At 65.2% G+C, this 12,179-nt stretch carries 18 protein-coding genes; 14 read left to right on the top strand and 4 right to left on the bottom strand.

Annotated elements, in window-relative coordinates; translation table 11 throughout:
* Window positions 1-282 carry a type II toxin-antitoxin system RelE/ParE family toxin gene (locus H3309_RS10685; RefSeq protein ID WP_182294705.1) on the bottom strand — a complete coding sequence of 94 codons (282 nt, stop codon included), beginning with the start codon at window positions 280-282 and terminating at the stop codon, window positions 1-3.
* Window positions 269-532 (bottom strand): type II toxin-antitoxin system RelB/DinJ family antitoxin, encoded by a 264-nt coding sequence (locus H3309_RS10680; protein WP_182294704.1) that lies wholly within the window; start codon window positions 530-532, stop codon window positions 269-271. The genes H3309_RS10685 and H3309_RS10680 overlap by 14 nt, the downstream gene beginning before the upstream one ends.
* Before the next feature lie 131 nt (window positions 533-663).
* Here H3309_RS10680 and ndhC point away from each other — a divergent pair, with 131 nt between their 5' ends.
* The 10 genes from ndhC to H3309_RS10630 all read left to right on the top strand — a co-directional run bounded on the left by ndhC (window position 664) and on the right by H3309_RS10630 (window position 7,688).
* Window positions 664-1,071: an NADH-quinone oxidoreductase subunit A gene (ndhC, locus tag H3309_RS10675; protein WP_398398124.1), complete on the top strand. Its 408-nt coding sequence runs from the start codon at window positions 664-666 to the stop codon at window positions 1,069-1,071.
* Entirely contained in the window at window positions 1,068-1,610 is a 543-nt protein-coding gene (locus tag H3309_RS10670; RefSeq protein ID WP_207791493.1) for a NuoB/complex I 20 kDa subunit family protein, read from the top strand. Before ndhC ends, H3309_RS10670 begins: the two co-directional genes overlap by 4 nt.
* Window positions 1,607-2,224 (top strand): NADH-quinone oxidoreductase subunit C, encoded by a 618-nt coding sequence (locus tag H3309_RS10665; RefSeq protein ID WP_182294702.1) that lies wholly within the window; start codon window positions 1,607-1,609, stop codon window positions 2,222-2,224. The genes H3309_RS10670 and H3309_RS10665 overlap by 4 nt, the downstream gene beginning before the upstream one ends.
* The gene (locus H3309_RS10660; protein WP_182294701.1) at window positions 2,221-3,447 is read left to right on the top strand and encodes an NADH-quinone oxidoreductase subunit D; all 1,227 of its coding nucleotides are present in this window, start codon (window positions 2,221-2,223) and stop codon (window positions 3,445-3,447) included. Before H3309_RS10665 ends, H3309_RS10660 begins: the two co-directional genes overlap by 4 nt.
* Window positions 3,444-3,767: a hypothetical protein gene (locus tag H3309_RS10655; protein WP_182294700.1), complete on the top strand. Its 324-nt coding sequence runs from the start codon at window positions 3,444-3,446 to the stop codon at window positions 3,765-3,767. Before H3309_RS10660 ends, H3309_RS10655 begins: the two co-directional genes overlap by 4 nt.
* On the top strand, window positions 3,709-4,356 hold the full coding sequence (gene nuoE, locus H3309_RS10650; protein ID WP_182294699.1) for an NADH-quinone oxidoreductase subunit NuoE: 648 nt from the start codon (window positions 3,709-3,711) through the stop codon (window positions 4,354-4,356). Before H3309_RS10655 ends, nuoE begins: the two co-directional genes overlap by 59 nt.
* A 163-nt stretch (window positions 4,357-4,519) precedes the next feature.
* Window positions 4,520-4,747 (top strand): hypothetical protein, encoded by a 228-nt coding sequence (locus tag H3309_RS10645; RefSeq protein ID WP_182294698.1) that lies wholly within the window; start codon window positions 4,520-4,522, stop codon window positions 4,745-4,747.
* Window positions 4,747-6,054 carry an NADH-quinone oxidoreductase subunit NuoF gene (nuoF, locus tag H3309_RS10640; RefSeq protein WP_182294697.1) on the top strand — a complete coding sequence of 436 codons (1,308 nt, stop codon included), beginning with the start codon at window positions 4,747-4,749 and terminating at the stop codon, window positions 6,052-6,054. The genes H3309_RS10645 and nuoF overlap by 1 nt, the downstream gene beginning before the upstream one ends.
* 36 nt (window positions 6,055-6,090) lie before the next feature.
* Entirely contained in the window at window positions 6,091-6,693 is a 603-nt protein-coding gene (locus H3309_RS10635) for a hypothetical protein (RefSeq protein ID WP_182294696.1), read from the top strand.
* Window positions 6,694-6,695: 2 nt separating this feature from the next.
* Entirely contained in the window at window positions 6,696-7,688 is a 993-nt protein-coding gene (locus tag H3309_RS10630; protein WP_182294695.1) for a cupin-like domain-containing protein, read from the top strand.
* Here H3309_RS10630 and H3309_RS10625 read toward each other — a convergent pair.
* Both H3309_RS10625 and H3309_RS10620 read right to left on the bottom strand, forming a co-directional pair.
* Window positions 7,664-8,062, bottom strand: a complete 399-nt coding sequence (locus H3309_RS10625; protein WP_182294694.1) for a helix-turn-helix domain-containing protein — start codon at window positions 8,060-8,062, stop codon at window positions 7,664-7,666. The genes H3309_RS10630 and H3309_RS10625 overlap by 25 nt on opposite strands.
* A complete protein-coding gene (locus tag H3309_RS10620; RefSeq protein WP_182294693.1) occupies window positions 8,059-8,316 on the bottom strand; it encodes a type II toxin-antitoxin system RelE family toxin in 258 nt (85 codons plus the stop codon). Before H3309_RS10620 ends, H3309_RS10625 begins: the two co-directional genes overlap by 4 nt.
* Window positions 8,317-8,424: 108 nt before the next feature.
* On the opposite strand from H3309_RS10620, the gene nuoG reads away from it, so the two are divergent.
* Genes nuoG through nuoI form a run of 4 tightly spaced genes read left to right on the top strand, consistent with a single transcriptional unit; the run spans window position 8,425 to window position 12,144 of the window.
* Complete coding sequence (gene nuoG / locus H3309_RS10615; protein ID WP_182294692.1) at window positions 8,425-10,431, top strand: NADH-quinone oxidoreductase subunit NuoG; 2,007 nt, start codon at window positions 8,425-8,427, stop codon at window positions 10,429-10,431.
* The gene (gene nuoH / locus H3309_RS10610; RefSeq protein WP_182294691.1) at window positions 10,428-11,483 is read left to right on the top strand and encodes an NADH-quinone oxidoreductase subunit NuoH; all 1,056 of its coding nucleotides are present in this window, start codon (window positions 10,428-10,430) and stop codon (window positions 11,481-11,483) included. The genes nuoG and nuoH overlap by 4 nt, the downstream gene beginning before the upstream one ends.
* Window positions 11,480-11,659, top strand: coding sequence for a hypothetical protein (locus tag H3309_RS10605; protein WP_182294690.1), 180 nt, complete (start codon window positions 11,480-11,482; stop codon window positions 11,657-11,659). Before nuoH ends, H3309_RS10605 begins: the two co-directional genes overlap by 4 nt.
* Window positions 11,656-12,144, top strand: coding sequence for an NADH-quinone oxidoreductase subunit NuoI (gene nuoI, locus H3309_RS10600; protein WP_182294689.1), 489 nt, complete (start codon window positions 11,656-11,658; stop codon window positions 12,142-12,144). Before H3309_RS10605 ends, nuoI begins: the two co-directional genes overlap by 4 nt.
* The last annotated feature ends 35 nt before the right edge of the window (window positions 12,145-12,179 follow it).

Raw genomic sequence — 12,179 nt, 5'->3', positions numbered from 1 at the left:
CTACCAGCCGAGTTCGGCGTGGGAGCCCAATCGAACCAGTTGCAGGGTTTCGGGGTCCGGCTTTCGGTAGATCAGCACCAGGTCGGGTTTGACATGACAGTCCCGATGGTCCTTCCAGTTGCCGGTGAGGGCATGATCACGGTGGCGGGGTTCGAGCGGCTGGTCGTGGACGAGCAGCGTGAGGAGCCCGGTGACATCGCGGGCGGGTGTGGCGGCGTGACGGCCCCTGAGTTCGCGTTTCCAGTCTCGCTTGAACGTCGTGGTGCGTTCAATCGTCCGCATCGAGATCGGCCATCAGCGCATCGACCGATTTGAAACGCGGCAGGCCGCCTGCGCGGGCCTGTTCCATGGCGGCGATGGTTTCGGCGTTCGGCACGAGCGGATCGAAGGGCAGCGCCTTGTCGTGCGCGACGCGGGTGAGCATCATGCGGACGGCATCGGACACGGTGAGGCCCATGGTGGCAAGGACGGTGGCAGCCTGCTGCTTGACGGTTTCGTTGATGCGGGTCTGGACGAGGGCATTGCTGGACATGAGAGCTCTCTTTTTTGCGCATTACAATGTAATTCAATGGGTGGCGGGACGCAAGCCGAAGGTGGGGTGCGTCAATGCTGACGGGCGCCATTTCCCTTGCCGCGGTGCAGCGTGGGGCGTAGAGGGCGGGGATGCTGGATACCATGCCTGATGTGGCCGCGCTGAGCCTGCAATATCTGCCCATCCTGATGTTCCTGGGGGTGGCGCTGGCATTCGCGCTGCTGTTCGTGTTCGCGCCGGTGCTGGTGTCGAAGGCGGTGGGGACGGACAAGCCCTATGCCGACAAGCTGACCGAATATGAGAGCGGCTTTCCGGCGTTCAGCAGCGCCCGCGGGCAGTTCGACGTGCGCTTTTACCTGGTCAGCATCCTGTTCATCATCTTCGACCTGGAGGTGGCGTTCCTGTTTCCCTGGGCGGTGAGCCTTTCGAAGGCGGGGCCGGACCTCTATCTGATGTGGGGTTCGATGATGTGTTTCCTGGGCATCCTGACCGTGGGATTTGTGTATGAATGGAAGAAGGGAGCGCTGGATTGGGAATGAGTGACGCCCCCGCCATTGTCCGCGCCGGCGGCGATGTGGCCGTGCGCGATCCCTATTTCACGGGCCTCAACGAGCAGATGTCCGACCAGGGGTTCGTGACGGCGAGCCTGGAGGATTTGACCACCTGGGCGCGCACGGGCTCCTTGTGGTGGATGACGTTCGGGCTGGCGTGCTGCGCCGTCGAGATGATGCATGCCAACATGCCGCGTTATGACATGGAGCGGTTCGGGGCGGCACCGCGGGCGTCGCCGCGGCAGTCCGACGTGATGATCGTGGCGGGGACGCTGTGCAACAAGATGGCGCCGGCGCTGCGGCGGGTGTATGACCAGATGCCCGAGCCGCGCTATGTGATTTCGATGGGCAGCTGCGCCAATGGCGGCGGCTATTACCATTACAGCTATTCCGTGGTGCGGGGGTGTGACCGGATCGTGCCGGTGGACATCTATGTGCCCGGGTGCCCGCCGACGGCGGAGGCGCTGCTCTATGGCATCATGGCGTTGCAGCGGAAGATCCGGCGCCAGGGGACGTTTGAGCGATGAGCAGCTTTCCGGTGGTGGTGACGGATGCCGGCCTGGCGGAGCGGGCGCCGGCGTTGCTGGGCGAGGCCCTGCTGGGCGTGGCGGCGGCGCATCATGAGCTGAGCCTGACCGTGGCGGCGGGGCGAATCGTTGCGGTGCTGACGGCGTTGCGGGACGATCCGGCGCTGGCGTTCGAGCAGCTGATGGATATTGCCGGCGCGGATTATCCCGAACGCGCCGAGCGGTTCGAGCTGAATTACCATCTGCTGAGCCTGCGGCACAACCGCCGGGTGCGGGTGAAGCTGAGCGTCGCCGATGGCGAGGCGGTGCCGAGCGTGACCGGCCTGTTTCCGGTGGCTGGCTGGCTGGAGCGCGAGGTGTGGGACATGTATGGCGTGCCGTTCGCGGGCAATGCCGACATGCGGCGGATTTTGACCGATTACGGCTTCGAGGGGCATCCGTTCCGCAAGGATTTCCCGCTGACGGGGCATGTCGAGCTGCGCTATTCCGAGGAGGCGCAGCGGGTGGTGTATGAGCCGGTGAAGCTGGCGCAGGATTTCCGCAGTTTTGATTTTCTGTCGCCCTGGGAGGGCGCGGATTATGTGCTGCCGGGTGACGAGAAGGCGAAGCCATGAGCCTGGGAACCGACTTGCTGGCGACGCCGGAAGAGGCGGCGGATCCGAAGATCGCCAATTACATGATCAACTTTGGCCCGCAGCATCCGGCGGCGCATGGCGTGCTGCGGCTGATCATGGAGCTGGACGGCGAGGTGATCGAGCGGCTGGACCCCCACGTCGGCCTGCTGCACCGGGGCACGGAAAAGCTGTGCGAATACAAGACCTATCTGCAGGCTTTGCCGTACATGGACCGGCTGGATTACTGCTCCCCCATGTCGATGGAGCACAGCTATGTGCTGGCGATCGAGAAGCTGCTGGGGGCGGACGTGCCGCGGCGGGGGCAGTGGCTGCGGGTGCTGTGGGCCGAGATCAGCCGGATTTCCAACCATGTGATGAATGTGGGCGCGCACGCGATGGACGTGGGCGCGATGACGCCGATCATCTGGCTGTTCGAGGAGCGGGAGCGGCTCTATAATTTCAGCGAGGCGGTGAGCGGCGCGCGGATGCACGCGGCCTACTTCAGGCCGGGCGGGGTGCATCAGGACATGACGCCGGCGCTTGCAGAGGACATCCGTGCCTGGGCGAAGGCCTTCCCGAAGGTGCTGGACGAGGTGCAGGGCCTGGTGGCGGGGAACCGCATCTTCAAGCAGCGCAACGTGGATATCGGCGTGATTTCGGCGAAGGACGCGGTGGCCTGGGGGTTCAGCGGGCCGTGCCTGCGGGCGAGCGGGCTGGCGTGGGATTTGCGGAAGTCGCAGCCGTATGATGTGTACGCCGAGGTCGATTTCGATGTGCCGGTCGGGAAGAACGGCGATTGCTATGACCGGTTCATGGTGCGGATGGAGGAGATGCGGCAATCGCTGCGCATCATCGACCAGTGCCTGGACCGGTTGGAGACGATGGTGGGGGAGCCGGTGGGCAGTCTCGACCGGAAGCTGGTGCCGCCGTCCCGCGGGGAGATGAAGCGTTCGATGGAGGCGCTGATCCACCACTTCAAGCTCTACACCGAGGGGTTCAAGGTGCCGCCGGGCGAGGTCTATGTGGCGACTGAGAGCCCGAAGGGGGAGTTCGGGATTTACCTGGTGAGCGACGGGACGAACAAGCCGTATCGCTGCCATATAAGGGGGACGGGGTTCAGCCATTTGCAGGCGATGGATTTCCTGTGCCGGGGGCATATGCTGGCGGATGCGCCGGCGGTGCTGGGGTCGCTGGATGTGGTGTTCGGGGAGGTGGACCGGTGAAGTGGTATTTGCCGATCAGACGCTGGGTTGATAGCCGATGGAATGAGCCTGGAAATGGTTGGAAGGCGGCTTTCGCAATTGCTATGATTCCTATGGTGTTGGTTTCAGCATCAGGCTTAGGTTCGATGAGTTTCACCTTATCAGTCGTGTGGGCCATTATTTGGATGATGTTTATGGCATGGCGTGGATTGCGTATGTTGCGTGCGGGGGCAATTGTTCACGAGCAAGAGTATGACAGGCGCGGAAAATTCAAATTGACTCATGAATATCATCGAACGGGTAGCGCCACCGCTGCCAGAAGAGCAGCGCGTCGTGGCTGATTTAAGTAGTTTCACTTGGACGCCCGCCAATGCCGTCGAGGCGGAACGCATCATCGGGCGGTATCCGCCGGGGCGGCAGCATTCGGCGATCATGCCTTTGTTGTGGCTGGCGCAGTATCAGATGGCGGCGCAGACGGGCGTGGCGTGGTTGCCGCTGCCGGTCATCGAGTTCGTGGCGCGCCAGATCGACATGCCGAAGATCCGGGCGCTGGAGGTGGCGACCTTCTATACCATGTATAATCTGAAACCCGTGGGGCGGTTTCATGTGCAGGTGTGCGGGACCACGCCTTGCTGGTTGCGGGGGTCGGATGAGCTGTTCCGGGCTTGCGCGGACCGGGGGTTGAAGAAGGGCGAGGTCACCAACGACGGCCTGTTCACGCTGACCGAGGTGGAGTGCATGGGCGTGTGCGCCAATGCGCCGATGGTGCAGATCAACGACGACACTTATGAAGACCTGGATTATGCGAGCATGACGGCGATCCTGGACGAGTTGATCGCCGGGCGGGTGCCGAAGGCGGGGAGCGCGATCGGGCGCCAGGCGAGTTGCCCCGAGGGTGGGCGGACGAGTTTGCTGGAAGGGGTGGCGTGATGGGGGCTGGCCCCCTCCGCTCGCGTTCCGCGAGTCGCTCCCCCGTGCCGGGGGAGAGGCTGGTCGGGTCAAGCGCTGGGAGCTGTTGCGCGAGCGGGTTGGTCCTCGCCGTTCGCGACGCGGCCACCTCCCCTTGCGGGGGAGGATATGGTAGGATGACGGGATGACTGACGAACGTTCTGATCTGATGTTGGAGATGCTGAAACGCATCCGTGGCGATGTGCTCGACATCAAGAATGAGATTGGTGACCTGAAGCTGCGGATGCATGCGGTTGAGGAGCATGTCGGCTCCATCGTGGTGTCGCTGTCAGGCGTCAATCATCGGCTGGATCGGATGGACGAGCGTATCGGTCGTGTCGAGCGGCGGCTCGAACTGGTGGATGCGCGTTGATGCTGGCGGACAAGGACCGGATTTTTACCAACCTCTATGGCTTTGCGCCTTGGGGGCTGGCCGACGCCATGAAGCGGGGTGATTGGGAGGATACGGCGGCGTTGATGGCGCCGGGGCCGGATGCGATCATCGATGCGGTGAAGCAGTCCGGCCTGCGCGGGCGCGGCGGGGCGGGGTTTCCGACGGGGATGAAGTGGAGCTTCATGCCGAAGGAGCCGAAGCCGGGCAAGCCGAGCTTCCTGGTGATCAACGCCGACGAGAGCGAGCCGGGGAGCTGCAAGGACCGGGAGATCATCCGGCATGATCCGCACAAGCTGCTGGAAGGGGCGCTGATCGCCGGCTTCGCGATGCGGGCGCGGGCGGCGTATATCTACATCCGTGGCGAGTATATCCGCGAGGCCGAGACGCTGTTCGCGGCCGTCGAGGAGGCCTATGCCAAGGGCCTGCTGGGGAAGAATGCCGCCGGTTCGGGCTATGACTTCGACGTGTTCGTGCATCGCGGGGCGGGTGCCTATATCTGTGGCGAAGAGACGGCGATGATCGAATCGCTGGAGGGCAAGAAGGGCCAGCCGCGGCTGAAACCGCCGTTTCCCGCCGGCGTGGGCCTGTATGGCTGCCCGACGACGGTGAACAATGTGGAATCGATCGCGGTGGTGCCGACCATCCTGCGGCGCGGCGCGGCCTGGTTTGCCGGCATCGGCCGGCCGAAGAATGAGGGGACGAAGCTGTTCCAGATCAGCGGCCATGTGAACAAGCCCTGCGTGGTGGAAGAGGCGATGAGCGTTCCGTTCCGCGAGCTCATCGAAACCCATTGCGGCGGCATTCGTGGCGGGTTCGACAATCTGCTGGCGGTGATTCCGGGGGGATCCTCGGTGCCGCTGGTGCCGGCGCATGAGATCGCCGACTGTCCGATGGATTTCGATGCGTTGCGCGACCTGAAATCGGGGCTGGGGACGGCGGCGGTGATCGTGATGGACAAGTCCACCGACATCGTGAAGGCGATCGCGCGCATCAGTTATTTCTACAAGCATGAGAGCTGTGGCCAGTGCACGCCGTGCCGCGAAGGCACGGGATGGATGTGGCGGGTGATGCAGCGGCTGGTGACGGGCGATGCCGAGCCGCACGAGGTTGACCTGTTGCTGGAGGTGACGACCGAGATCGAGGGGCATACCATCTGCGCGCTGGGGGACGCGGCGGCCTGGCCGATCCAGGGGCTGATCCGGCACTTCCGGCCGGAGATCGAGGCAAGGATCGCGAGGCGACGGGGGTTTGTGAGCGTGCCGGCGATGGCGCTGGCGGCGGAGTAGGCGGGCAGGCCCCGCCCGTTGTGGAGGGTGGTTGTGATGCGTAAACTGGCGTTGGTGATGTCGGTGATGATGGCGAGTGGTGCGTGGGCTTCCCCGGATGCTGGGGCACGGGTGGCGGCGGAGGCGCGGATCGACGCCTGGTTTGACTGCATCGTGAAGGCCGATCCGGTGACGGCGGCCGCGGTGGCGCTGGATACGCGCTATGATGGCGGATTCAGCGGGCGCGTGGAGAAGCTGCGCCGGGCTTCGGCGCGATGTCTGGACAAGGCGGGGAGCGATGCCGGGCGGATGACGGGGATCCTGTTCCGTGGCGGGCTGGCGCGGGCGTTCTGGATGGCGGGTGTTGCCGCGCCGGCGGCCTATGTGCCGCCATCCGGGCCGGTGTCTGAAGCGGCGCGCACCGCGGCGGCGAATGAGGCGGGGCTGGCGGGTTATGCGGGCTGCGTGCTGGACGCGGCGCCGGGGCCGGCGGCGGACTTTGCACGGGCGCGGGCGGGATCGGAGGCCGAAAAAGCGGCCTTCGCGGCGATGGATGCGCCGCTGACGGCGTGCCTGAAGCCCGAGACGCCGCTGCCGGTGAGTGGTGACCGGCTGCGGGCGGGGCTGGCGCTGATGCTGTACGGACGCAGCGCGGGCTGAGGATGGAGGCGGTCGCGGCGTTTCCGAATATGACGCCGCAGCGCTTTGCCGGGGACGTTCAGCCGCTGGCGCGACCGGCGGTGATGCCGGGGCTGGCGGCGTCGTGGCCGCTGGTGAAGCTGGGGCGGCAGGGGGTAATCCCGCTGTGCCGGCATCTGGACGGCAGGGCCAATGCCACGCCGGTGGAGGTGTGGCGCGGCAGGGGCGCCGATTATGGCTATTCGGACGATCTGACCGGGTTCGATTTCGTGCGCGAGCGGATGCGCTTTGCCGAGCTGCTCGACCTGCTGGTGGCGGCGCAGGAAAAGCCGGCGGCGATCTATGCCGGCGCGATCCCGGTGCCGCAGGTGTTGCCGCGGCTGATGGCGGAGGTGCCGATGCCGTTGCTGGCCGACGGTGCGGCGCGGTTGACGTCCTTGTGGATCGGCACGGCATCGCGGACGGCGGCGCATTGGGACCTGGCACAGAATATCGCGGTGTGCGTGGCGGGCACGCGCACCTATACGCTGTTTCCGCCGGAGCAGGTGGAGAACCTCTATGTCGGGCCGCTCGACCATACGCTGGCGGGGCAGCCGGTGAGCCTGGTGGACGTGACGAAGCCGGACCTGGCGCGGTTTCCGCGCTTTGCCGATGCGCTGGCCGTGGCGCAGCGGGTGACGTTGCGGCCGGGCGATGCGCTCTATCTGCCGAGCCTGTGGTGGCATCATGTGGAGACGCCCGCGCCCTTTGGCGCGCAGGTGAATTTCTGGTGGCGGGACGCGCCGGCCGACGCGATGACGCCGCTGCTGACGCTGTTCCACGGGTTGCTGACGCTGCGCGACCTGCCGGTGGCGGAGCGGCGGGCGTGGCGGGCCTTTTTCGACCATTATCTGTTCGAGGCGGAAGTGCCCGAGCATATTCCGGAAGGCGCGCGGGGGGTGCTGGGGGCGATGACGGGGGAGCGGCGCCGAGAGTTGGCGCGCGTCATTGCTCAGTCGCTGGTGCGGGATGCGTGATCCCAGACCAGCAGTTCCAGATCGATATTCAGCGCCGTGGCAATTCGGCTGAGGGTCAGGCCAGTCCCCTCCCGGGTGCCGTTTTCGATCTGCGACAGGTAGGACGCCGACAGGCCGGCACGGGCGGCGAGATCGGCTTGTGACACGCCCCGGAACTGGCGGAACTGACGAACGGGGTTGGCACCGTTGACAAGGGCGGAAACCAGTTCGCCGGGGAAGGCCTCGATCTCGCCGGCGCGCCAGGCGGCTGCGATGGCTCGTCCTTCGGCGAGGTCCTGTGCATCCTCAGCCGCGGACACGAGCGCTTCCCATTCGCGGCGGGGCAGGACGGCAAGCTCCTCGCCCTTGGGAACGGTGATGAATTGAACCGTCATGACAGGCTCCGATAGACTGAACCGCGAGGGCCGACCTGATGCACCGTCAGGATCACGCCGTCCTCGGTAAAGATGACGCGATAATCGCCGACCCGCAATCGCCGCAGTCCCTGACCCTGTAGCCGGGTGACGCTGTTGGCGAAGGCGTCTGGATTGGCGGCATAGGCGATCATCTTCTGTTCGATGCGAATCCGGACCTGAGCGTCGAGACGGCGAAGCGATTTCAGCGCCGGCGCCAGATAGATGATTTGCACGGCAGGGAGTTAGCAGATTGCAAATATCAGGGCAATACAGGCATGCGCGGTCATGCTGCGGCGCGAAAGCGGCTTTCCCTTTTTGAGAGCCTTGCCTAAAGCGTGGCCATGCCAAAGCTGATGGTCGACGATATCGAGGTTGAGGTTCCCGCGGGCGCGACCGTGTTGCAGGCGTGCGAGGCGGCGGGGCGGGAGATTCCGCGTTTCTGCTATCATGAGCGGCTGTCGATCGCGGGCAATTGCCGCATGTGCCTGGTGGAGCAGGAGAAGGCGCCGAAGCCGATCGCCAGCTGCGCCATGCCGGCGGCGGACAATATGGTGATCCGCACCAACACGCCGAAGGTGAAGAAGGCCCGCGAGGGGGTGATGGAGTTCCTGCTCATCAACCATCCGCTCGATTGCCCGATCTGCGACCAGGGCGGCGAGTGCGACCTGCAGGATCAGGCAATGGCCTATGGCCGCGGGTTCACGCGGTTCGACGAGAACAAGCGGGCGGTGACCGAGAAATATATGGGGCCGCTCATAAAAACAGTGATGACGCGCTGCATCCATTGCACGCGCTGCGTGCGCTTTGCCGAGGAAGTGGCGGGGGTGGAGGAGATCGGCGCGCTGTATCGCGGCGAGAATATGCAGATCACCAGTTATCTGGAGGCGGCGGTCACCAGCGAGGTGAGCGGCAATGTGATCGACCTGTGCCCGGTGGGGGCGCTGACGGCCAAGCCGCTGGCGTTCGAATATCGGCCGTGGGAGCTGAAGCGCACCGACGGTATCGATGTGATGGACGCGGTGGGCAGCAACATCGTGATCGGCACGCGGTCCGGCGCGGTGATGCGGGTGACGCCACGGCTGAACGAGGCGGTCAACGAGGAGTGGATCAGCGACAAGACGCGGTTTGCGATCGACGGCCTGATGGCACGGCGGCTCGATACGCCGTGGGTTCGGCGCGATGGCAAGCTGGTGAAGGCGAGCTGGGCAGAGGCATTCGCGGCGGTGAAGGCGGCGGTGGCGGCCGTGCCGGCGGGCTCGATCGGCGCGCTGGCGGGGGATTTGTGCGCGGTCGAGGAGATGGTCGCGCTGAAAGATTTGATGACGGGGTTGGGTTCGCCGCATCTGGAGTGCCGGCTGGATGGGGGGGCGATGGAAACCGCCGACCCGGCGGCCTATCGGTTCAACACGACGTTCGCGGGGCTGGAGACGGCGGATGTGATCCTGCTGGTGGGCACCAATCCGCGCGCCGAGGCGGCGCTGGTGAACACGCGGATCAGGAAGGCGGTGCGCAAGGGCGGCGCGCGGGTGTTCAACATCGGGCCAGCGGTCGATCTGACCTATGCGGTCGAGCAGCTGGGGGATGATGTGGCGCTGCTGGCGGCGCTGCCCGCGGCGGTGGTTGACGCGTTGAAGGGCGCGGCGCGGCCGGTGCTGATCCTGGGGACGGCGGCGGTACGGGGGGCGCAGGGCGCGGCGGTGCTGGCGGTGGCGAAGGCATTGGCGGACGCGCATTTGGTGCGCGAGGGGTGGAACGGGTATAATCTGCTGCACACGGCGGCAAGCCGGGTGGGCGCGATGGATGTCGGCTTCGCGACCGGGGTGCCAGGCGATGCGAAGCTGCTGTTCCTGCTGGGGGTGGACGAGGTGGCGCCGAAGGCGGCCAGTGTGACGACGGTGTATGTCGGCACGCATGGCGACGCGGGGGCGCGGGACGCGGATATCATCCTGCCGGGGGCGGCCTATACCGAGAAGTCGGGGACCTGGGTGAACATGGAGGGGCGGGTGCAGCGCGGGCTGCGGGCGACCTTCCCGCCGGGGGAGGCGCGGGAGGACTGGACGATTTTCCGGGCGCTGTCCGACGTGCTGGGGGTGCGATTGCCCTATGACAGCCTGGAGGCGCTGCGGGCGCGGATTTCGGCGGAGTGGCCGCATCTGGGGACGCCGGGGCTGAGCATGTTCGAGTGGCAGGCGGGGGCGGTGGCGCAGCCGCTGACGAGCGCGGCGATTCCGGCGGCGGTGGGTTCGTTTTACCTGTCAAACCCCATTGCACGGGCGAGCCGGACCATGGCGGATTGCGTGCGGGAGATCGTGGACGGTCGTCCGGCCATGCTGGAAGCGGCGGAATGACCGAGTTCTTTCAAAGCTATCTCGGCGCCGGCTTCGGCTATGTCGTGGCGCATCTGATCCTGATCCTGCTGATCGCGCTGCCGGTGATGGCGGTGATGGCGCTGAGCACCTATTTCGACCGGAAAATCTGGGCGATGATGCAGCTGCGGCGCGGGCCCAATGTGGTGGGGCCATTCGGGGTGCTGCAACCCTTTGCCGACGGCATCAAGCTGTTCCTGAAGGAGACGATCATCCCGACGGGCGCCAACAAGGGTGTGTTCCTGATCGCGCCGATGATCAGTTTCGTGCTGGCGCTGGTGGCTTGGGCGGTCATTCCGTTCAGCGCGGAATGGGTGCTGGCGGACATCAACGTGGGGCTGCTGTTCCTGTTCGCGGTGAGCTCGATGGGGGTTTACGGCATCATCATGTCGGGCTGGGCGTCGAACTCCAAATATCCGTTTCTGGGCGGGCTGCGGTCCGCGGCGCAGATGGTGAGCTATGAGGTCAGCATCGGCTTCGTGATCGTTTGCGTGGTGCTCTATGCCAGCAGCTTCAACCTGAATGACATCATCGAGAGCCAGCGCGGCAATGTCTTCGGGTTCGTGAACGGCAATGTGTTCAATCCGCTGCTGTTTCCGATGTTTGTGATCTTCGTGATCAGCGCGCTTGCCGAGACCAACCGGCCGCCGTTCGATTTGCCGGAGGCGGAAGCGGAGCTGGTGGCGGGCTATCAGGTGGAATATTCGTCGATGGCGTTCGCGCTGTTCTTTTTGGGCGAATATATGAACATCCTGTTGATGTGCATGTTGACGGCGGTGCTGTTTTTGGGTGGGTGGCTGCCGCCGGCGGAATGGGCGCCGCTCTATCATGTGCCGGGGCTGGTGTGGATTTTCCTGAAGGCTTGTTTTGTGTTCTTCATCTTTGCCTGGGTGAAGGCGACGGTGCCGCGCTATCGCTATGACCAGCTGATGCGGCTGGGGTGGAAGGTGTTCCTGCCGCTCAGCCTGTTCTGGGTGGTGCTGGTGAGCGGCTGGCTGGTGTTCACGGGGCATTTTTCGGGGACTGCCGGATGATGGCGCTCTTTCTGGAATGGCTGTGGCGGGTGGCCATGGTGATGGCGGGCATGGCCGGGTTGATGTGGCTGTTCGACGGGCATCTGCCGTCCCCGTCGGGGTTGCTGGGCGGTGCCATCGGCTACACGCTCATCTTCTATCTGGACAAGGCCGGGTTGTTGCGGAGGCGGTCATGAACGCGCTGGTGCGGGGTGCGAAATCGCTGTTGTTGATCGAGTTCGTGAAGGGCTTGTGGCTGACGCTGAGTTACAGCCTGCGGGCAAAGAAGACGGTGAATTACCCGCATGAGAAGGGGCCGCTGTCCCCCCGTTTCAGGGGTGAACATGCGTTGCGGCGCTATGCCAATGGCGAGGAGCGCTGCATCGCGTGCAAGCTGTGCGAGGCGGTGTGCCCGGCGCAGGCGATCACCATCGAGGCGGAGCCGCGCGAGGACGGCAGCCGGCGGACGACGCGATACGACATCGACATGACGAAGTGCATCTATTGCGGCTTCTGCCAGGAGGCGTGCCCGGTGGATGCGATCGTGGAGGGGCCGAATTTCGAGTTCGCCACCGAGACGCGGGAAGAGCTGCTGTATGACAAGGCGAAGCTGCTGGCGAATGGCGAGCGGTGGGAGCGGGCGATCGCCGCCAACCTTGCCGCCGACGCGCCGTATCGGTAAGCGGACGCCGACAATGATTCTCATCAACCGGGGCG

Source organism: Sandaracinobacteroides saxicola (genome assembly GCF_014117445.1).
GTDB classification, from domain to species: domain Bacteria; phylum Pseudomonadota; class Alphaproteobacteria; order Sphingomonadales; family Sphingomonadaceae; genus Sandaracinobacteroides_A; species Sandaracinobacteroides_A saxicola.
Note: the sequence above shows the minus strand (reverse complement) of the source record. Positions and strands in the feature narration are given on the sequence as shown.